At 66.0% G+C, this 20728-nt stretch carries 18 protein-coding genes; 14 read left to right on the forward strand and 4 right to left on the reverse strand.

Translation table 11 applies throughout. The annotated features are described in order from the left end of the window. Positions 1-85: 85 nt before the first annotated feature. From AC3WLE_RS24085 to AC3WLE_RS24100, 4 genes are all read left to right on the forward strand, one after another. On the forward strand, positions 86-988 hold the full coding sequence (locus AC3WLE_RS24085; protein ID WP_011616127.1) for an amidohydrolase family protein: 903 nt from the start codon (positions 86-88) through the stop codon (positions 986-988). A 47-nt stretch (positions 989-1035) separates the two neighbouring features. Then, the gene (locus tag AC3WLE_RS24090; protein WP_153955447.1) at positions 1036-1950 is read left to right on the forward strand and encodes an amidohydrolase family protein; all 915 of its coding nucleotides are present in this window, start codon (positions 1036-1038) and stop codon (positions 1948-1950) included. 116 nt (positions 1951-2066) lie between these two features. Further along, a complete protein-coding gene (locus AC3WLE_RS24095) occupies positions 2067-3509 on the forward strand; it encodes a UbiD family decarboxylase (RefSeq protein ID WP_492357456.1) in 1443 nt (480 codons plus the stop codon). Positions 3510-3736: 227 nt separating this feature from the next. Next, positions 3737-5128, forward strand: coding sequence for a nucleobase:cation symporter-2 family protein (locus AC3WLE_RS24100; RefSeq protein WP_492357455.1), 1392 nt, complete (start codon positions 3737-3739; stop codon positions 5126-5128). Between the two features lie 5 nt (positions 5129-5133). Here AC3WLE_RS24100 and AC3WLE_RS24105 read toward each other — a convergent pair whose 3' ends face one another. Further along, entirely contained in the window at positions 5134-6057 is a 924-nt protein-coding gene (locus AC3WLE_RS24105; protein ID WP_492353036.1) for a LysR family transcriptional regulator, read from the reverse strand. 192 nt (positions 6058-6249) lie between these two features. Here AC3WLE_RS24105 and AC3WLE_RS24110 point away from each other — a divergent pair, with 192 nt between their 5' ends. The 5 genes from AC3WLE_RS24110 (at position 6250) to AC3WLE_RS24130 (ending at position 11658) form a co-directional block, all read left to right on the forward strand. Continuing rightward, a complete protein-coding gene (locus tag AC3WLE_RS24110; RefSeq protein ID WP_492320384.1) occupies positions 6250-7122 on the forward strand; it encodes an FAD binding domain-containing protein in 873 nt (290 codons plus the stop codon). Beyond that, positions 7110-7616 (forward strand): (2Fe-2S)-binding protein, encoded by a 507-nt coding sequence (locus AC3WLE_RS24115; RefSeq protein ID WP_492320385.1) that lies wholly within the window; start codon positions 7110-7112, stop codon positions 7614-7616. Before AC3WLE_RS24110 ends, AC3WLE_RS24115 begins: the two co-directional genes overlap by 13 nt. Further along, positions 7616-9904, forward strand: coding sequence for a xanthine dehydrogenase family protein molybdopterin-binding subunit (locus tag AC3WLE_RS24120; RefSeq protein WP_492357457.1), 2289 nt, complete (start codon positions 7616-7618; stop codon positions 9902-9904). The genes AC3WLE_RS24115 and AC3WLE_RS24120 overlap by 1 nt, the downstream gene beginning before the upstream one ends. Further along, positions 9901-10497 carry a UbiX family flavin prenyltransferase gene (locus tag AC3WLE_RS24125; protein WP_492357454.1) on the forward strand — a complete coding sequence of 199 codons (597 nt, stop codon included), beginning with the start codon at positions 9901-9903 and terminating at the stop codon, positions 10495-10497. Before AC3WLE_RS24120 ends, AC3WLE_RS24125 begins: the two co-directional genes overlap by 4 nt. 72 nt (positions 10498-10569) lie before the next feature. Beyond that, a complete protein-coding gene (locus AC3WLE_RS24130) occupies positions 10570-11658 on the forward strand; it encodes a CobW family GTP-binding protein (RefSeq protein WP_492357453.1) in 1089 nt (362 codons plus the stop codon). A 33-nt stretch (positions 11659-11691) separates the two neighbouring features. On the opposite strand, the gene AC3WLE_RS24135 is transcribed toward AC3WLE_RS24130, so the two are convergent. Both AC3WLE_RS24135 and AC3WLE_RS24140 read right to left on the reverse strand, forming a co-directional pair. Continuing rightward, positions 11692-12168: a MaoC family dehydratase gene (locus AC3WLE_RS24135; protein WP_492357452.1), complete on the reverse strand. Its 477-nt coding sequence runs from the start codon at positions 12166-12168 to the stop codon at positions 11692-11694. Between the two features lie 54 nt (positions 12169-12222). After that, positions 12223-13206, reverse strand: a complete 984-nt coding sequence (locus AC3WLE_RS24140; RefSeq protein WP_492320389.1) for a tripartite tricarboxylate transporter substrate binding protein — start codon at positions 13204-13206, stop codon at positions 12223-12225. A gap of 161 nt (positions 13207-13367) precedes the next feature. Here AC3WLE_RS24140 and AC3WLE_RS24145 point away from each other — a divergent pair, with 161 nt between their 5' ends. Together AC3WLE_RS24145 and AC3WLE_RS24150 are read left to right on the forward strand one after the other, a co-directional pair. Beyond that, positions 13368-14270, forward strand: coding sequence for a LysR family transcriptional regulator (locus AC3WLE_RS24145; RefSeq protein WP_492320390.1), 903 nt, complete (start codon positions 13368-13370; stop codon positions 14268-14270). Positions 14271-14399: 129 nt separating this feature from the next. After that, positions 14400-15590, forward strand: coding sequence for a CaiB/BaiF CoA transferase family protein (locus AC3WLE_RS24150; protein ID WP_492320391.1), 1191 nt, complete (start codon positions 14400-14402; stop codon positions 15588-15590). Positions 15591-15628: 38 nt separating this feature from the next. Here the strand turns inward: AC3WLE_RS24150 and AC3WLE_RS24155 are convergent, their stop codons facing one another. Further along, entirely contained in the window at positions 15629-16636 is a 1008-nt protein-coding gene (locus tag AC3WLE_RS24155) for an AraC family transcriptional regulator (RefSeq protein ID WP_492320392.1), read from the reverse strand. Between the two features lie 384 nt (positions 16637-17020). Here AC3WLE_RS24155 and AC3WLE_RS24160 point away from each other — a divergent pair, with 384 nt between their 5' ends. From AC3WLE_RS24160 to AC3WLE_RS24170, 3 genes are all read left to right on the forward strand, one after another. After that, a complete protein-coding gene (locus tag AC3WLE_RS24160) occupies positions 17021-18370 on the forward strand; it encodes a nucleobase:cation symporter-2 family protein (RefSeq protein WP_492357451.1) in 1350 nt (449 codons plus the stop codon). A gap of 3 nt (positions 18371-18373) precedes the next feature. Further along, positions 18374-19780: an amidohydrolase family protein gene (locus tag AC3WLE_RS24165; RefSeq protein ID WP_492353041.1), complete on the forward strand. Its 1407-nt coding sequence runs from the start codon at positions 18374-18376 to the stop codon at positions 19778-19780. A gap of 354 nt (positions 19781-20134) precedes the next feature. Continuing rightward, a complete protein-coding gene (locus tag AC3WLE_RS24170; protein WP_492357594.1) occupies positions 20135-20323 on the forward strand; it encodes a hypothetical protein in 189 nt (62 codons plus the stop codon). Positions 20324-20728 lie beyond the last annotated feature (405 nt).

Consider the following 20728-nt stretch of genomic DNA (forward strand, 5'->3'; position numbering starts at 1 on the left):
GCAGCATGCAAGGCCGGCCCCGCGGCGTTGTTCGCGCACGCCCGCCGCATGCGTGTCCAACCTAGTCATTGTTAGGGGATCTCCCATGATCATCGACACCAGCTGTTATCCGACCAACCTGGTGGACCTGGCCTGGCGCCACGACGGCGACCCGTTCACCGGCGAGCGCCTGATCCAGATGATGGACGGCCCGTTCACCATCAACGGCAAGCCGCGCCGCATCGATAAAGCCTTTATCCAGCCCCCGCAGGGCAACACCATCTACACCTACACCGACGGCGTGAAGTCAGGCAGCGAGTCTATCGACGCGTACATGGCCTACACCGCGGAGATGGTGAAGAAGTACCCGGAACGCTTTATCGGCTGCTTCGTCTACAACCCGCGCTGCGGCGTCGAGAACGGCGTCAATGCCATGGAGCACTACGTCAGGAAGCTGGGCTTCAAGATGGTCCAGTTCCAGGCCAACATGCATGCCTACCGCCCGGACCGTGCCCTCGACTGGCTGCGCCCGGCGCTGCAGAAGTGCGCCGAGCTGGGCGTGCTGGTCAAGCTGCATACCGGCGACGGCCCCTACAGCATCCCGACCGAATGGGTGCCGATGATGAAGGAGTTCCCGACGGTGAACTTCATCATGGCCCACTTCGGCGTGCAGACCGGCGGCGTGTATTGCTTCGAGCCGTTCCAGATGGCCATGGACATGCCCAACGTGTACTGCGAATCGGGCTGGTGCCTGCAGTCGCGCATCGTTGAGTTCGCCAAGGTGCTGCCCAAGCACAAGATCCTGTTCGGGTCCGACACCCCGCCCAACGAGCCCGGCATGTGGCTGCGCCTGCTGGAAGTGCTGTGCTTCGAGCCGCCCCAGGGCCTGAACCTGGATGAAGACACGCTGGAGGACTACCTCGGCAACAACGTCGCCCGGATGATCGGCCTGGAACCGACGCCGGTCCCGCGCACGCTCGAAGAAGCGAAAGCACGCCTGGCCGCGTAAGCGCACACAAGCCCGCGCCACCGACAACGGACTCCGGAGCACACAACATGATTATCGATACCCATCTGCACCCGACCAATCTCGTCGACGAGGCCTGGCGCCACACCGGCGAGCCCTTCAACGGCGAGCGCATGCTCAAGATGATGGACGGCCCCTACATGATCAACGGCAAGCCGCGCCGCATCGACATGGGCTTTATCCAGCCGCCGCCGGGCAACACCGGCTACCGCGACGGCAATCGCCGCGGGCGCGAAGGCATCCGCGACTACATGGCCTATATCGCGGAGCTCTGCCAGAAGTACCCCGACCGCTTTATCGGCAACTTCACCTTCAACCCGCGCTGGGGCCCGGAAGAAGGCGCGCAGGAGCTGGAATTCCACGTCAAGGAATACGGCTTCAAGATGCTCAAGCTGCATGCCAACATGCATGGCTACCGCCCCGATCGCGCGCTGGACTGGCTGCGCCCGGCGATGAAGGTCTGCGCCAAGTACAACGTGGTGGTGCTGATCCACACCGGCGACGGGCCGTACACGATCCCGACGATGTTCTACCCGATCATCCGCGAGTTCCCGATGGTCAATTTCATCATCGGCCACTTCGGCATCCAGACCGGCGGCAACTACTCGTTCGAGGCCTTCTGGATGGCGATGGACACGCCCAACGTGTATTGCGAATCGGGCTGGTGCTTCCAGTCGCGCATCGTCGAGTTCGCGCGCCAGCTGCCGCGCGACAAGATCGTGTTCGGCACCGACACCCCGCCCAACGAGCCCGGCATGTGGCTGCGCGAGCTGGAGATGCTGTGCGGCCCCGCGCCGCAGGGCATGGACCTGGACGAGGACGGGCTGGAGGACTACATGGGCAACAACATCGCCCGGCTGGTCGGCATCGAGACCACGGCGCCGCCCAAGACGCAGCAAGAGGCATTGGCGCGGCTGAAGGATACGTACGCCAGCACGCGCTGACACGTAGTCGCTAGCCGATAGCTGTTCGGCAGGCAGGCACGGCACGGCGGCCGGGACCATTCCCGGCCGCCGGGGCAGCCTTCGCCCTGGCCAACCCTGACCACAGGAGCCGATCCATGAACTCACCCTCAGCGCCCTTCGCCTCAGCGGCATCGGCGCGCAAGCCGTTTCACGACACCTCGCAGGACTTCCACCAGTTCCTGGCCGCCTACCGCGAGGCCTTTCCCGAAGACGTGCTGCATATCCGCGAGCCGGTCGGCGCCGACCAGGACCCGACCGCACTGGTGTGGGCGCTGGCCGCGCAGGGCCGCCATCCGGCCTTGCTGTTCGACCACGTCGAAGGGCTGGGCACGTCGCTGGCGACCAACCTCTTTGCCTCGCGCGAGCGCGTGGGGCGCATGCTGGGCGGCGTGGCGCCCGCCGGCATCCATGCCGAATACCAGGCCCGCAGCCGCCGCATGGTGGCGCCGCGCGTGCTGGACAGCGGCGCCGTCACCGGCCATGTCGAGACTGAACACATCGACCTGCGCACGATCCCGGCGATCAAGCACTTCGCCAGCGACCGCGGCCCCTACATCACCAACGCGATCCTGATCGCGGAAGATCCCGACACCGGTATCGGCAACGCCAGCTACCACCGCTCGATGCTGCACTCGCCCACCGAGATCGCCACCAGCCTCCATTCGCGCGGGCACCTGTGGCGCATGCAGCAGCGCGCCACCGAACTGGGCCGGCCCCTGCCGGTGGCCATGGTGATCGGCGCGCATCCGCTGTTCATGCTGGCCGGCGCCGCGCGGCTGCCCTACGGCGTGGACGAGCGCCACGTTGCCGGTGGCCTGTTCGGCGCGCCGCTGGAAGCGGTACGCACACCGCGCCACGGCATCCTGGTGCCAGCGCATGCGGAGATCGTGCTTGAAGGCGTGATCGATCCCGAAGCGCGCGTCGACGAAGGCCCCTTCGGTGAATTCACCGGCTATTCGTCGGACCGTTCAACCAACAACCTGTTGCGCGTGGAAAGCGTGATGCGCCGCACCGATGCATGGCTGGTCGACGTGGTCGGCGGCAACTCGGCCGAACACCTGAACCTGGGCCGCATCCCGCGCGAATCGGAGATGGTCGAAAAGCTCAGGGAGCGCTTTCCCGGCGTCACCGCCGTGCACTACCCCAGCTCCGGTACGCACTTCCACGCCTACGTGGCGTTGCGCCAGAGCCGCCCAGGCGAGGCGCGCCAGGTGATGCTGGGCCTGCTCGGCTGGGATCCGTACCTGAAGACGGTGGTCGCGGTGGATGAGGACGTCGACATCACCCGCGATGAAGAAGTGCTGTGGGCGATGGCCACACACCTGCAACCGCACCTGGACGTGGTGGTGGTCGACGGCCTGCCTGGCAGCGCACTCGACCCCTCGGCCTCGGGTGTGGGCACCACGTCACGCATGGGGCTGGACGCCACGCGCGGACCTGCCTTCGACGGTATCCGCGCGCGCATCGACCCTGCCGCGATGGCGCGCGCGGCAGCACTGCTGAAGCGGCTGGAACGCGCGGGCTCCCACATGCCGTAAGGGATAACCCGCTGAAACTGGCGGATTCATCGTTTCACCCGATCGATAAATCCGCCCCAAACGTTGTACCTTCCCGCCGCCGCTGTCATGCTGACTTATAAGACAGGACAGGCGCGGGCTTCGCACGAGAGGATGGCAACTGACCATCCCGAAGAGGAAACGCCGGCGACCTTGGCGACACGTTAGCGCAATGCGCAACCGGCGTGATACCGACCAAAGGAGACAGCATGAACCCCACCCTGCCTACGCAAGGGAATGCCCCCGTGCATCCCGTCGACGAGGTCCTGCCCCCGCCCCGCCTGCTGGCCCTTGGCCTGCAGCACGTGCTGGTGATGTATGCCGGCGCCATTGCCGTGCCGATGATCATCGGCGGCGCCCTCAAGCTGCCCAAGGACCAGGTGGCCTTCCTGATCGCCGCGGACCTGTTCTGCTGCGGCCTGGTGACGATGATCCAGAGCATCGGCATCTGGAAGGTCGGCATCCGCCTGCCGGTGATGATGGGCGTCACCTTCACCGCCATCGCGCCGATCATCGCCACCGGCTCCAATCCGTCGCTGGGCCTGCCGGCCGTGTTCGGCGCGGTGATGGTGGCGGGCATCTTCACCTACATTGCCGCGCCCTATGTCGGCAAGATGGTGCGCTGGTTCCCGCCGGTAGTGACCGGCACGGTGGTGCTGGTGATCGGCGTCTCGCTGATGCGCGTCGGCATCAACTGGGCGGCGGGCGGCAACCCGACCATCAACACGGCGGCCGGCCCCGTGCCCAATCCCAACTTCGGCCTGCCGGTGAACATCGCCATCGCCACCGCGGTGCTGTGCACGGTGCTGGCGCTGGTGGCCTTTGCCAGGGGTTTCCTGTGCAACGTGGCGGTGCTGATCGGCATCGCGGTGGGCTTCGTGATCGCGCTGTCGCTGGGCAAGGTCAACTTCGACGGCATGCACAACGCGCACTGGGTGGAGTTCATCACGCCCTTCCACTTCGGCTGGCCCACCTTCGATGCCATGACCGCGGTCACGCTGTGCGTGGTGATGATCGTGATCATGATCGAGGGCGTGGGCCAGTTCCTGGCGCTGGGCGAAATCGTGGGCCGCCCGGTGGGCAGCGACGACCTCGCGCGCGGCCTGCGTGCCGACGGCGTGGGCGCGCTGGTGGGAGCGGTGTTCAACACCTTCACCTACACCTCGTACGCGCAGAACGTGGGGCTGGTGCAGGTCACCGGCGTGCGCAGCCGCTGGGTCTGCGCCACCGCCGGCGGCATTCTGATCGTGCTGGGCTGCCTGCCCAAGCTCGCCTTCTTTGCCGCCTCGATCCCGCAATATGTGCTGGGCGGCGCGGCGCTGGTGATGTTCGGCATGGTGGCTGCCACGGGCGTGCGCATCCTCGGCCATGTGGACTTTGTCGAGAACAAGAAGAACGCCTATATCGTCGCCGTCAGCGTGGCGCTGGGCATGATCCCGCTGGTGTCGGACAAGTTCTTCGCGCAGATGCCGGAGCTGCTGGCCAAGTTCTGCCAGAACGGCATCCTGCTCGGCACGCTGACCGCGGTGCTGCTGAACCTGCTGTTCAACGCCCGCTCGCCGGTCCCCCAGGCCCACGGGCTGGCGAAGGAACCGGCATGAAGTAGTCAGCCTGCGTCGGCCAGCTTGGCGCGATAGCGCATCAGCAGATCGCGGAAAGCCTGGGCCGGCGGTGACAGCGACCGGTCCGCGTGCACCAGCAGCGAGATCTCGCGGTGGATCACCGGATCGGTCGGCATCACCGTGGCCAGCCCCAGCGCGGAAGTCAGCCGCGTGACCGCCGCGCTCATCACCGCGATGCCCAGCCCGGCATCCACCATGCCCACCATGGTCAGCGGCAGGAACACCTCGTGCACCCGCTGCAGCGAAATGCCGCGCGCGGCCAGCGCGGTATCCAGGCAGTCGCGGATCGGGTTGCCCTTGTGCGGCCCGATCACGGGCAGGCCCGCCACGTCTTCCCAGCGCAGCGTCTTGCGCCGGCGCAACGGATGATGCGCCGGCATCACGATCACGAAGGGATCGGACATCAGCCGCTGCGCGCTCAGGTCGGGCTGGCCCTCTGGGATGGTGCCGATGCCGAAATCCACCTCGCCCGAGCTGACCATCTTGGTCACCTCATGCTCGGACACGTCGTGCAGTTCCACCTTCACGCCGGGATGGCTCACGCAGAACTCGCGGATCACGCGCGGCAGCATCAGCGCCGCCTGGATCGACGACGCCGAGATCGACACGCGCCCGCGACCCAGCGTGCGCAGCTCGCTGGAGTTCTCGATCACGCTGTCGATATCGGCCACCGCCTTCTTCACCAGCGGCAACAGCTCCGCGCCCGCCTGTGTGATGTGCAGCTGGCGCGTGTGGCGGTCAAACAGCTTCAGGCCGAGGTTGCCTTCCAGCTCGTGGATCAGCGCGCTGACCGACGACTGCGACAGGTCCAGCTTCTCGGCCGCGCGGGTGAAGTGGCGCTCCTGCGCCACGGCGATGAACGCGCGCAGCTGGCGCAGCGACACGTTCATGTTGCTGATGTTGGGCACGTTGTCTACCTCCGGGATGTCGGGGTGCGCGCTTGTTTTGCCAGGTTGGCCGGCGCGTCTGATTCAGAGGGTAACACGATCAATTAATCCGTTTCCGGGCCTTTACCGATGAAGCCCATCCGCCCATGATGACTTCAACGGTGCGCGCCCCACACGACAGGCAGACGCCGATGGCACAGACCAGGAGGAGCAATGAGAGCGTTTGAATATTTCGAACCGGCAACGCTGGCGGAAGCCTCGGCCATGCTGCACCGGTGCGGCGGCAAGGCCAGCGTGCTGGCCGGCGGCACGGACCTGCTGGTCCAGATCAAGGAGTCCGTGCGCAAGCCCGAGCAGGTGATCAACATCAAGAAGATCCCGGGCATGGACGTGCTGACGTTCGACCCCGTCAACGGCCTGCGCATCGGCGCGCTGGTGACCACGCGCGCGGTGGAGACCTCGGGCTTCGTGCAGCGCCACTACGCCAGCCTGGCGAAAGCCGTGACGGACTTCGCCTCGATCCAGGTGCGCCATCGCGCCACCGTGGTGGGCAACGTCTGCCGCGCGTCACCGTCGGCCGATTCGATCGCGCCGCTGGTGGCGGACGGTGCTTCGGTGCACCTGTATGGCCTGTCCGGCTCGCGCGAGCTGCGCGTCGAGGACTTCGTCACCGGCGTCGGCAAGACCGCCATCGCGCCGGACGAGATCGTCACCCGCATCACCGTGCCGGCGCCGCGCGCCCACACCGGCAAGGTCTACCTCAAGCATGGCCGCCGCGTGCAGATGGAACTGGCCACCGTCGGCGTGGCGGTATCGCTGACAGTCGAGAACGGCCACTGCGCCGAGGTCGGCATTGTGCTGGCAGCGGTCGGCCCGACCCCGGTACGCGCCGTGCGTGCCGAGCAGGTGCTGCGCGGCCAGCGCGTGACGGACGCCCTGATCCTGCAGGCCGCGCACGCCGCCATGGGCGAAGCCCGCCCCATCAGCGACGTGCGCGCCAGCGAAGCCTACCGGCGGCAGATGGTCGGCGTGCTGACCCGCCGCGCCCTGGAACAAGCCCTGGAGGCCGCAACATGCGAAAAATGATCGAACTCGTCATCAACGGCGAGCCGCGCGAACTGGCGGTGGAGCCGCACGGCACGCTGCTCGACGCCCTGCGCAACGACGCCTGCCTGACCGGCACCAAGAAGGGCTGCGACGTGGGCGAATGCGGTTCATGCACCGTCATCATCGACGGCCAGCCGATGAATTCCTGCCTGGTGCTGGCGCCCGAAGCGCACGGCTGCCACATCACCACCATCGAAGGCGTGCAGCCCGCGCCCGACACCGTGCACCCGATCCAGGAGCAGTTCATGCAGTGCGGCGCCGCGCAGTGCGGCTTCTGCACGCCGGGCTTCGTGGTGATGGCCAAGGCGCTGCTGGACGAGAACCCGCGTCCCACGCGCGACGAAATCCGCTTTGCCATTGCTGGCAATATCTGCCGCTGCACCGGCTACACCAAGATCATCGAGGCCATCGAGAGGACCGCCGAGGCCATGGAATTCGCGGGCTGCAAGGCCCGCGCCAGCGAGGAGGCATGATGACCCACGCCGTGATCGGACACAGCGTCAAGCGCACCGACCTGCTCGACAAGGTCACCGGCAACGCCAGATACGTTGCCGACATGCCCTTCCCCGGCCTGCTGTTCGGCAAGATCAAGCGCTGCAACCTCGCGCACGCGAAAATCCGCCGCATCGACACCTCGCGTGCGCTGGCATTGCCAGGCGTCAAGGCCGTGCTGACCCATGAGAACGTGCCGCGCGTGCTGCACGCCGGCTCGCCCCACCCGCGCTCCGCCTCGGTGACCTGCGATCAGTACATCCTGGACGACAAGGTGCGCTACTGGGGCGAAGGCGTGGCCGCGGTGGCCGCCATCAGCGAAGAGATCGCGGAGCGCGCGGTCGAGCTGATCGAAGTCGAATACGAAACGCTGCCCGCCGTCTTCACCACCGAGGACGCCGAGCGCTCCGACGCCCCGCGCATCCACGACCGCGAACCCGGCGGCAACCTGGTGCTGCCGCCGGTGATCATCAAACGCGGCGACGTGGAAGCGGGCTTTGCCGAGGCGGACTTCATCCTCGAAGGCATCTACGAAGGCGGCCGTCCCACCCCCGCCTACATGGAGCCCAACGTCTGCACCACCAGCTGGGACGGCAACGGCAACCTGACGGTGTGGGTCTCCACCCAGACCGCCTTCATGGTGCGCGGCATCATGGCCGAGGTGCTGGGCCTGCCGCTGCACAAGGTGCGCGTGCTGGTCGACCACATGGGCGGCGGCTTCGGCGCCAAGCAGGACCTGTTCCAGCAGGAGTTCCTGTGCGCGCTGCTGGCGCGCGAGACGCGCCGCCCGGTGCGCATGGAATACACGCGCGAGGAAACCTTCCTCGGCGGCCGCACGCGCCATCCGGCGAAGATCTGGCTCAAGCAAGGCTTCCGCAACGACGGCACCATCACCGCGCGCCAGGCCAAGGTGGTGTTCAACTCCGGCGCCTATGGCTCGCACGGCCCGGGCGTGACCAATGTCGGCACTGCCGCCATGGTCTCGCTGTACCGCTGCGACAACGTGCTGCTCGAAGGCCGCTGCGTCTACACCAACAGCCCCATCGCCGGCGCCTTCCGCGGCTATGGCGTGGTGCAGACCTATTACGCGCTCGACGTGCAGATGGACGAGGCCGCCGAGCACCTGGGCCTGGACCCCGCCGGGCTGAAGCTGAAGAACGCTGTGCGCGAAGGCGACATTGCGCCGTCCAACCATCCGCTGATCGGGCACGGCCTGGAGGCCTGCATCGAGAAGGGCATGGAACTGGTCGACTGGCCCGCGCTGCGCCGCCGCCCGCGCGACACCAGCGGCCCGATCCGCACCGGCTGGGGCCTGGGCTGCGAGATGCACGGCAGCAGCGCCTATCCCGGCATCAAGGAACAGGGCAACGCCATCATCAAGATGAATGAGGATGGCACCGTGGTGCTGCTGACCGGCGCGGCCGGGCTGGGTACCGGTGCGCATACCGCCCTCGCCCAGATCGTGGCAGAAGAACTGACCCTGCCGTTCGAAGCGGTGGCGGTCGTGCACGGCGATACCGACGTGGTGCCCTGGGACATCGGCGCCTTTGCCAGCCACACCACCTATATGGTCGGCAAGGCCGCGCAGATGGCGGCGGGCGAGATCAAGCGCCAGCTGTTCGATCGCGCGGCCAAGCTGATGGAATGCGAGCCCGAGGCCCTGACGCTCACCGCCGGCGTGATCGCCGTGCGCGACCGCGACGGCCCGACCCTGACCGTGCGCGAGGCCGTGATGCCGCGCAAGGGCATCCCCGCCGCGCAGCTGGTGGGCACCGCCACCTATCACCCGACCAAGTCGTATTCATTCGCCGCGCATTTCGTCGAGGTGGCGGTCGATACCGAAACCGGCTTCATCACCGTGCAGCAGGTGGTGCCGGTGCATGACGTCGGCAAGGTGATCCACCCGGTGGCTGCCGCAGGGCAGATCGAAGGCGGCATCCAGCAAGGCATCGGCCATACGCTGTATGAGGACTACCAGATCGACATGCGCACCGGGCGCTCGCTCAACGCCAACTTCGTCGACTACAAGATGCCGCTGGCGATGGACATGCCGCCCATCCACACGGTGATCCTGGAGGCGGCGCCCGACCCCGGCGGCCCGTTCGGCGCCAAGGGCGTGGGCGAGGACCCGATCGTCGCGATCGGACCGGCGATTGCCAATGCGGTGTTCGATGCCATCGGCGTGCGCTTCCGGCACTACCCGATCAAGCCGGAGCAAGTGCTGCAGGCACTGGCGGAGAAGGCAGCGAAGGAAGGCGCCACCCCATGACCCGCAAGCAACGCCTGGTGGTCGCCATCACCGGCGCCAGCGGCGCGGTGTACGGCGTGCGCGTGCTGCAGGCACTGTCGGCGCTGGACGGCTGGGAGACCCACCTGGTCTGCTCGCCGTCCGGCCTGCTGACCGCGCACCATGAGCTGGGCCTGCAGCGCCCCCAGATCGAAGCCATGGCCGACGTGGTGCACAACGTGCGCGATATCGGCGCCACCATCGCCAGCGGCTCGTTCCGCTGCGACGGCATGGTGGTGGCGCCGTGCTCCATGCGCACGCTGGCCGCCATCGCCACCGGGCTTGCCGACAACCTCGTCACCCGCGCCGCCGACGTGATGCTCAAGGAGCGCCGCCGGCTGGTGCTGCTGGCGCGCGAGACGCCCTTTCACCTGGTGCACCTGCGCAACATGACCACGGTGACCGAGATGGGCGCCATCGTGCTGCCGCCGGTGCCGGCCTTCTACACACATCCGCAGTCAGTGGACGACATCGTCAACCACACCGTGGGGCGCGTGCTGGACCTGTTCGACGTGCCGCACGACGGGCTGGTGGAACGCTGGCAAGGCTTGCGCCCCAACGTGGCCACCGCCTGAAGAGAACACGAGAACTTTCGCCCCGCGATTGCGGGGAACGCAGTACCCAACTGGTACAAATCAGGAGACAACATGAACGCACCTGCCGTCGCACAACAGCCGCCCGTCCCGGTCACCATCCTTACCGGCTTCCTCGGCTCGGGCAAGACGACGCTGCTCAACCACATCCTGACGCAGAAGCACGGCCACCGCATCGCCGTGATCGAAAACGAGTTCGGCGAGGTCGATGTCGATTCCGACCTGGTGATGACCTCCGACGAGGAGATCTACCAGATGACCAACGGCTGCATCTGCTGCGTGGTCGATGTGCGCACCGACCTCGTGCGCATCCTGCAGAAGCTGCTGGAGCAGCCCGAGCGCTTCGACCATATCCTGGTCGAGACCAGCGGCCTGGCCGATCCCACGCCGGTGGCGGCCACCTTCTTCATGGACAATGAAGTCGCCAAGCAGGTCACGCTCGACGGCATCCTGACGCTGGTGGACGCGGTGCATATCGAAAGCCACCTCGATGACCCTCAGCTGACCGGCTTCGACAACCAGGCCGTCGACCAGATCGTGGCGGCCGACCGCGTGATCCTCAACAAGACCGACCTGGTGAACGCCGCGCAGCTCGACAGGCTGGAGGCACGCATCCACCGGCTGAACGAGGGCGCGCAGATCCTGCGCTCAAACTTTGCCCAGGTGGACCTGGGCAAGATCCTCGGCATCGGCGGCTTTACCACGGGCACGATCCAGGCGGACGCGCACGATGACCACCACGAACATGCGCACGACCACGACCATCACGACCACGTGTGCGACGAGCATTGCGACCACGTGCACGATGACGACGCGCATGGCCACCGCCACGATCCGTCGGTCACGTCCGTATCGCTGGTGTTCGACCAGCCGTTCGACCGCCAGCGCCTGGAGCACGGCCTGAAGGCACTGCTCGCGGCGCAAGGGGACGATGTGTTCCGGATGAAGGGGATCGTGGCCGTGGAGGGCGATGACCGCCGCTACGTGCTGCAAGCCGTGCACCGGCTGATGGATTTTCATCCCGCCGACGCCTGGGGGCCGGAAGCCGCGCAAAGCAAGTTCGTGTTTATCGGCCGGCACCTCGACAAGCTGCGCTTGCAGACGCTGCTGAAGGTCTGCCTGCCTGTGACCCAGGCAGCCTGACGGTCCTGACCAGCAGCGGGGGCTGACCTCCCGTCAGTCCCCGCTGCTGCCCGGCACGCGCTTGCGCAGCAAGTACCTTTGCGTCCCCTCCATGACGCAGACGCCGTTCTGGTTGCGCACCTCCGACCGCATCGCCAGCACGCCGGTCGTACGGCCGGGAACCAGCTCGGTGACGGTGAGGCGGCAGTACAACGTATCGCCGACGTAGACAGGTGCGAGGAAGCGGCTGCTCTGCTCGATGAAGCCCTTCAGGGACTCCTCGACCATATGGGGGAACAGGCCTGCCCCCGCGGCAGTCTGTATCACGACCTGGAAGCCGTGTGCCAGCATGTGCGGCATGCCGTGAGCACGGCAGTACTCGACGTCGTAGTGAACCGGATGGTTGTCCCCGCTTGCCAGCTGGAACGCCGCGAACAGCGCGTCGGTCATGGTGCGGGACGGCAGGTTGAAGTGCTCTCCGAGTTCGAAATCCTCAAAGTAGCGCTGCGGACAAAGTTGATAGGCGTTCATGGCTTCTCCGTATGCCTGATGGTTGGTTCCGGCGCTGGGCTGCGCGGGTTTCGCTCAGTCGGCTTTCATATTCGTGGCGACGGCCACCCGCTTCCACTTCTCCAGTTCCGCGCGCAGGAATTTGTCGAGCCCCGCTGGTGTAGGCTGGGTCTCCAGCTGCAACCCGAGCTCGAAGGCCTTGCTTTGCAGGGCGGGATCGCTGAGTGCATCGCCAAGTGTCGAGACCAGCTTCTGGACAACTGTCGAAGGTGTTCGGGCTGGCACGAATACCGCATTCCAGGTGTACGCTTCATAGCCGGATACGGCTTCCGCAATCGCCGGCGTCTCCCTGGTCTGCGGCAGGCGTTTTTCCATCGACGTTCCCAGCAAGCGCACCGTTCCTGCCCGCACCTGCGCCAGCCCTGTCGGTGCGCTGTCGATCATGAATTCGACATGGCCACCGATAAGATCGGCCATGGCAGGCGCGCTCCCCCGATACGGGACATGGACCGCTTTCGTTCCTGCCGTGTAGTTCAGCAGTTCCCCGGCGAGATGCGGGGCACTGCCAACTCCCGCTGAGCCATAGTTGACCTGGCCGGGACGCGACTTCAGATAAGCGATGAATTCCGGCAGTGTTTTCGCCGGAACGCTCTTGTTCACGACCAGCACCAGCGGCGCACGAGCCGCCAGCCCGACTGGCGCAAAGTCCTCGATCGTGCGATACGGCAGGCCGGCGTGAATGCTTGGGTTCACGGCATGCGCTACAGTGGTCAGCAGCAACGTATAGCCGTCCGGTGCGGCTTTCGCCGCGAGCTCGGTGCCGACTATCGTGCCGGCCCCCGACTTGTTCTCGACAACCACCGAGGTGTTCAGCTTGCGGCTCCAGCTTGCAGCCAGCGATCGGGCGAAGGTGTCCGTCGGCCCGCCAGCGGCATACGGAACGATGAGTCGGACAGGCCGCACCGGGTAGTCGGTCTGCGCCACTGAAGGGGACGCACAGGCCAGGAGTGTCGCGGCGCTGCCCAACGCACTGGCGATCCTGCGGAAGAGTATGGTCATGTTGGTCTCCGATTCTTTTTCGCGCAGCACAGCGATAGCTGCGGTGACGAGCCGAAATATAGAATCGGACCCTACAAGGACACCAGTCGAAAGCTCCTGGGGTGTCGTTAGAATTTTTCTAAACACCCCCGGGAACTGTCGGGCAAGCAACGGAGACAAGCGTGCGTTTCGAACTCACCGATCTGCGAGTATTCCTCGCCATTGCGCAGGCCAAGAGTGTGACGGCAGGAGCGTCAGATATGCATTTGACGGCGCCTTCGGCCAGCTACCGCCTCAAGAACCTCGAACAGGCAATGGGCGTTCCGTTGTTCAACAGGACACAGAAGGGCATGGCCCTGACGCCGGCGGGCGATACGGTACTGCGCTACGCCGAGGCGATCATGGAGAACGTCGAACGCCTGCAGTCGGAGATGCGGCGCCATACCGACGGTATTGAAGGGCATATCCGCGTCTACGCGAACAGCAGCACCATGGCCAGCCTGCCCGCCGCGCTTAGCCGGTTCCTGGCGGCGTACCCGAATGTCAATGTCGACCTGGAGGAGCACCTCAGCGAGGACAGCGTGCGGGCAGTGATCGAAGACCGTGCGGACGTCGGACTGGTGGCCGGCGCGATCGACATGCGGGGCCTGGAATTCATTCGATATGGCGTCGATGAGCTGATGTTCGTGGTTCCGGCACGCCACCCGTCCGGGTTGCTCGACAAGATGTCCCTTGCACAGGCGTTGGTGTACGACCTGGTATCCGTCGGCAGCAAGAGCAGCAATTTCCTCTTCCTCAATGACATGGCAGCGCGTGCCGGCATCAAGCCACGCGTTCGCGTGCATGCACCCGACTTTGCCGCGGCCATGCGTTGCGTACAGGAAGGCGCCGGCATTTCGCTCGTGCCACGTTCGGTAGCGGGTCCCCTGATCGAGCAAGGGGTGGTGGAAGGGGTGGCCCTGGACGAGCCGTGGGCCCGGCGCGAGCAGCGGATCGTCGTGCGGAGCCAGAAGGCGCTCCCGGCCTATACGCGCGACTTTATCCGCTATGTCGCTGAATGGGGCGCACCGGACGCTGCACCGTAAGGCTAAGCATGCGGCCGGTTTCGAAGACTTCGAAGCCGCCTTAGGAATTCTCGACTGTTCGGGGGAAGAGGACCGTTCCTATACTTTGTCGTCCGGCCCATGTGCCGCCAGGTCTCTTCACTCCCCTCCATGAAACCCAGCCTACGCCCCCTTGATGGCATCACCGTTCTGGCGCTCGAGCACGCTGTAGCGGCGCCCTTTGCCAGCCGCCAGCTCGCCGATCTCGGCGCCCGCGTCATCAAGGTGGAACGCCCGGTCGTTGGCGATTTCGCCCGCGACTATGATCATTCCGTGCACGGCCAGTCGTCGTTCTTTGTCTGGGCAAATCGCGGCAAGGAAAGCCTTACACTGGATCTCAAGAAGCCCGAGGCCAAGACGATCGTGCACAAGCTGCTCGCCGAAACGGACGTATTCATCCAGAACCTGGCGCCAGGCGCCGCCCAACGCATGGGGCTGGACTTCGAGTCATTGCATGCCGACTATCCTGAGCTGATCGTTTGCGATATCTCGGGGTATGGCGACAGCGGGCCATACCGCAACAAGAAGGCCTATGACCTCTTGATCCAGGCCGCTGCAGGGCTGATTTCGGTAACCGGTACGGACCCTGCGCCGTCGCGCACCGGCATTTCCATCGCGGATATTGCCGCTGGCATGTACGCCTATACCGGCATCCTGTCCGCCTTGCTGCAGCGCGCACGGACTGGCGCCGGCCTCAGGGTTGAAGTCACCATGCTCGAGGCGTTGAGCGAATGGATGTCATATCCGCTGAACTTCGCTCACTATGGCGGCACGCCGCCCGCACGCAACGGTGTTGCGCATCCGGGTATCGCCCCCTATGGCCAGTACCAGACCGGCGATGGGGCCAGCGTCATCTTCGGGCTGCAGAATGAACGGGAATGGCAGCGCTTCTGCACCGAGGTGCTGGAGGACCCGGCCCTGGCGGCGGATGCCCGCTTCAACTCCAATCTCCAACGCGTCGCCAATCGCGCTGCGCTGGACCAGGAGATCGCCAGTCATCTCCGCTCCATGACCCGGGAGCAGCTGGTCAAGCGTCTCGATCGCGGGGGTATTGCCAACTCGCCCCTGAACGACATGCATGATGTGTGGCAGCACGCGCAATTTGCCGCACGCAATCGCTGGCGGGAAGTCCAGACGCCGGGTGGCGCCATCCAGGCACTCCTGCCGCCGGCAACGCTGTCGGGCGTACCGGCTGCCATGGGGAATGTGCCGGCAGTCGGCGAGCACTCTGCTTCTGTCCTGAAGTCGCTCGGCATGAACGAGGCAGAGATCGAAGCCCTGGCGGCCGCGGGCACGATCTGAGTGCTGAAGGTCCTGAGCAACAGGGGCCTGGCTCGCCGTCAGCCCCCCTGCTGCGCTGCCGCCCGCAAGGTCTGTGACGGCAGCTCGCCAAACTGGCGCCGGTACTCGCGCGAGAACAGGCTCAGGTGGGTAAAGCCGTGCCGCAGCGCAATCGCGCTGACCATCCCCTTCTCTTGCCGTGCCCGTTGCAGATCGGCGCGCGCCCCATGCAGGCGCAGCAGACGCAGGTACTCCATCGGCGTGGTGTTCTTGCTCTTGCGAAAACCCAGCTGCAAGGTGCGTGCCGATACGCCGCAATGCGCGGCGATCTGCTCCAGCGTCAGCGGCTGGTCAAGATTGGCGCGCAGGTGGGCGATGGCATTGCGCACATAGTCAGGCAGCACAGCCTCGAACCGGCGCGGCAGCATATTGCCATCCGCGGCAAAGCGGTCCAGCAGCAGTGTCGACAGCACGATGCGCTCGATGCTGCCATCCACCGCCGGCACGCCGCTGCCTTCGCGCCGCACCCGCGTTTCCGCGCGCAGGTAGCTCACCAGCGCCTGCCAGCGCGCGGCACGGCCATCGTCCGCCACCGGCTGCATGTCGAATTCAATCGGCACCGGCGGCTCGAAGCTGAACTGCTGGCGGAACGCCTCGTCGATCAGCTGCCGGCGGATCACCACGCTGAAGCGCTCGCAGCCCGGATCCAGCGACAACGTGGCCGGCACGGTGGGCGAGAACACAAAGGTCGCCCCCGGCGGCATCAGCATCGCACCGCGCGGGGTCTCCACGCGGCACGTACCCGCCAGCACGGTCTGGATCACGAACTCATCCTTGTTGGGCTGCGGCTCGATCTGCACTGCCTGGTTATAGGCAATGGTGACCAGCGTCAGCCGGCCGATGGTGCTGGTGTCGATACGGGCATCGAGCGCCGCATCGGCCTCGGTCGCGCGCAGCCGCGTAGGGCCGAACACGCGGCCGGACAGCGACTGGATGCGGTCGAGGTCACCGCCGCGGCTGACTGGCGAGCGGGAGGCTGCAGCTAACCATCCTGCGGTGGGTGACATGGCGTTGGAGAAAGAAGTGAACGGATCAACCGCGACCGACGCATCAACATCCGGCGGCGTTCTCCCCTCTCCCGCGCGCGGGAGAGGGGAGCAAACCAGCGGCCGTGGCAAGCGCATCCATCCTATGGCCACCCCCGCCCTCACGCAACCCAAGGGAAACCCCTGATGCCCCGGGCGCGCATTTTGCAAGCGCGATTGCGGCCCGGTGCCAGTGTCTTCGCAATAACGCTATGACGGCCTGCCACGCATCACTACTGTGCAAGGCATGCGTCGGCCATGCGCCGCGCATGGCACCGTGACGGACCGAGCCCGGCAACCAACAGACCGGGCCAGCCGCCGCCGGCATGGCGCACTTTCCCCCAGCACGCGGCAGGAGACAACATCATGCAAGCAGCGGCTCACCCCGTCGACCAGGTCCTGCCGGCACGCGCCATGACGACGCTCGGCTTCCAGCACATGCTGGTCAGTTATCTCGGTGCCATCGCGGTGCCGATGATCGTGGCCGGCGCGCTCAAGATGACGCCGGCGCAGACCACCATGCTGATCAGCACCGCGCTGTTCACCTCCGGCATCGCCACCCTGCTGCAGACCGTCGGCTTCTGGAAGTTCGGCGTGCGCCTGCCGCTGATGCAGGGCGTGGCGTTCAGCTCCGTGGGCCCCGTCATCGCCATCGGCACCGATCCGTCGCTGGGCTCCAACGGCGTCTGCGGCGCCATCATCGCCGCGGGCGTGATCGCGATGTTCCTTGCGCCGATCATTGGCAAGCTCAAGCGCTTCTTCCCGCCGGTTGTCAGCGGTTGCACCATCACCGCGGTGGGCCTGTCGCTGTTCCCGGTTTCGTTTCACTGGTTTGGAGGCGGAAGGGGCGCGTCGGATTTCGGCGCTCCCATCTTTTTCATCGTTGCCTTCGGCGTAGTGGCACTGATCCTGTTTATCAACCGGCACGGCGGCGAGCTGATCCGAAACCTGTCCGTGGTGATCGGCCTGCTGGTCGGCGGTGCGGCGGCGTGGATGCTGGGCATGGGCAGCTTCGATGAAGTCGCGCGCGCGCCGTGGTTCACCATGGTGACGCCGTTCGCCTTCGGCATGCCCACCTTCAACGTGGGCGCCATCACCACCATGGTGATCGTGATGGTGGTGCAGATGGTGGAATCGATGGGCCTGTTCATCGCCGTCGGCGATATCGTCAAGCGCCCCCTGACCGAGCGCGATGCCACCCGCGGCCTGCGTGCCAACGGCCTGGCCAGCGCCATCGGCGGCATGTTCGCGGCGTTCCCGTATATCGCCTTCATGGAGAACGTGGGCCTGGTCATCGTCACCGGCGTGCGCAGCCGCTGGGTAGTGGCCACCTGCGGCGCGATGCTGTGCGCCGTGGCGCTGGTGCCCAAGATCGGCGCGCTGTTTGCCTCGATCCCGGCCGCGGCGCTGGGCGGTGCAACCATGGTCATGTTCGGCGTAGTCGTGGCCGCCGGCATCAAGACGCTGGGAGAGGTCGAATACGACCGCAATCCCAACAACCTCTCCATCGTCTCCATCACGCTCGGCTGCGCGATGATGCCCGTGATGCTGCCCGGCATGCTGGAGAAGCTGCCCGGCTTCCTGCAGCCCTTTGTCCACAGCAGCGTGATCATCGCCTGCGTGGTCTCCGTGCTGCTCAACCTGATTCTCAATGGCGTGCCCGCCCGTGAAGCCGACGAGCTGCCCGCCAGTGCCGACAACGTCCAAGGGGTCTGAAACATGGTGCAGAACACCAACACCACCAGCGCCGCGCCCGCCGGCGACCTGCTGATCCGCAACGCCGCCGCCGTGATGACCGGCCGCACCGGCAATGCCGCGCGAGCGGGCGCCGCCGACATCCGCATCTGCGACGGCCGCATCGCCGAGATCGGTGCAGCCCTGCCGCGCCACGACGGCGAGGCTGTGCTGGACGCCACCGGTTGCGTGGTCTACCCGGGCTGGGTCAACACCCACCACCACCTGTTCCAGAACCTGCTCAAGGCCGTGCCCAGCGGCATGAACGTGGGGCTGGAACAATGGCTGGCCTCCGTCGCCTACCCGCGCCTGGCGCGCTTCACGCCGGAGATCTTTCGTACCGCCGTGCGACTGGGCATGGCCGAACTGCTGCTGTCCGGCACCACCACCTGCGCCGATCACCACTACCTGTATCACCACGGCCATGGGGCGGAGACCGGCGACGTGCTGTTCGAGGTAGCGGAGGAGCTTGGCATGCGCCTGGTGCTGTGCCGCGGCGGCGCCATCCAGTCAGCCTCAGATCACCCCGGCATGCGCGCGACTGCACTGGTGCCGGAGACGCTGGACGAGATGCTTGCCGATATCGAACGGCTCAAGGCCCGCTACCACGATGCCTCAGCAGATGGCCTGCGCCGCGTGGTGGTCGCGCCGACTACGCCGACCTTCTCCCTGCCGCCCGCCCTGCTGCGCGAGCTGGCCGCCTTCGGTCGCGGCATGGACCTGCGGCTGCATTCGCACCTGTCCGAGACCGACAACTACGTGAAGTTCTGCCGAGAGAAGTACCAGTGCACGCCGGTGCAGTTCGTGGCCGACCACGACTGGCTGGGGCCTGACGTCTGGTTCGCGCACCTGGTCACCGTGAATCCCGAAGAGATCCGCATGCTCGCCGTGACCAACACCGGCATGGCGCACTGCCCTGTCAGCAATGCGCGGCTCGGCAGCGGTATTGCGCCAGTGCGCGCGATCGCCGATGCGGGCGTGCCGATCTCACTGGGCGTGGATGGGGTGGCATCCAACGAGTCGGGCAGCATGGTGCATGAAGCCAACTTCGCGTGGCTGGTGCACCGGGCGCTGGGCGGGGCCGCGCAAACCCGCGTGGAAGAAGTCATCCATTGGGGCACCGCAGGCGGTGCGCAGGTGCTGGGGCTGCCGGGAATCGGCACGCTCGCGCCGGGACAGTCGGCCGACCTCGCGATCTATGACGTCAGCGGACTGCGGTTCCATGGCTTCCATGACATCGGCACGGCACCAGTGGCGGCAGGCGAGCCTACGCCGGTGCGGGATGTGCTGGTGCGCGGGCGTCAGGTAGTGCGCGATGGGATGATCGTCGGATTGGATCTGGAGAAGTTGCGCCGGGAGGCGCGGGAGGCATTGGCGACGCTGGTGGATTGAGGAGGGTGGTTTAGGCGTTTGGCTATTTGCGGGCGGGCGGGGGTCGGGCAGGATGCGGCGTCCGTGTGGGAATGCGAAGTGTCTTATCGAGTCGAGCGCCGCGACGCGAGAGACTGGGGCTGTCATCGAACAACGGTGACCGAGTGTGGAAACTCGAATGCCAAAGCCGGACCGGTCGTACTTGACGATCGGTCCCGCCCATACGAGCAAGCCATCCTGCTATGGCGGGCCGGGCGAGGTAGCCGCAAGGCTGACCGGCATTGGCTTTGGCACCGGTTTTCCACCCTCGTCGTCAGGCCCGCCGCCCTCCCCTAACGTCGTGCGGCGGACCTTCACTCAACGATAGGAGGTCCTATGTCGGAAATCGATCTATCCACGGCGCGGTACAGCCTTCAGTCAGTCTCGGCTGATATGGATGGTGTGCTTACCCTGCTGGAACAGCAGAGTGTGCAATTCGAGGGCTGCTTTAGTGCATTTTGCTTGTTGGGGCTGGTGAAGGCGCAGCTGGAGAGTGTGTTGGCGGATGAGCTGCCTGCACCTTAATGGGATGGCTTCCCGGCAAAGGCGTTGACAGTGAAGTCGGGGAGCCTCTCTCACCCCTGGTGTGGGCTCGCAGCGAATGCACCACTCGCAGAGCGTGGGAGCGCGCCACCTCAGTACACTTCAACCCATAAAAATAGGCTCATGGCCGATTGGCGGGGGCTAGCGGTTTGTGGGATTGGGGTGTGGTTTTCGGGCTGCGGCACTGCGGTTGGGTGTCGTGCTTGGCGGGCGTGGGCTGTTTCGCTGGCTACGCCGGCGAAACAGCCCACGCTAGTCAAGCACGACACAGTCATCAAACGCATCAACGCAGTCGAGCGCGCGGAGAAGCAGAAGATCGTGCTACGCGCGGCGAAATCCGGGTGGGCGTCTAAGGTCGAGTCACAGGGCAGTGGCGAAGGCATTACG

This window comes from Cupriavidus sp. FW306-1B-F12B (genome assembly GCF_058781795.1).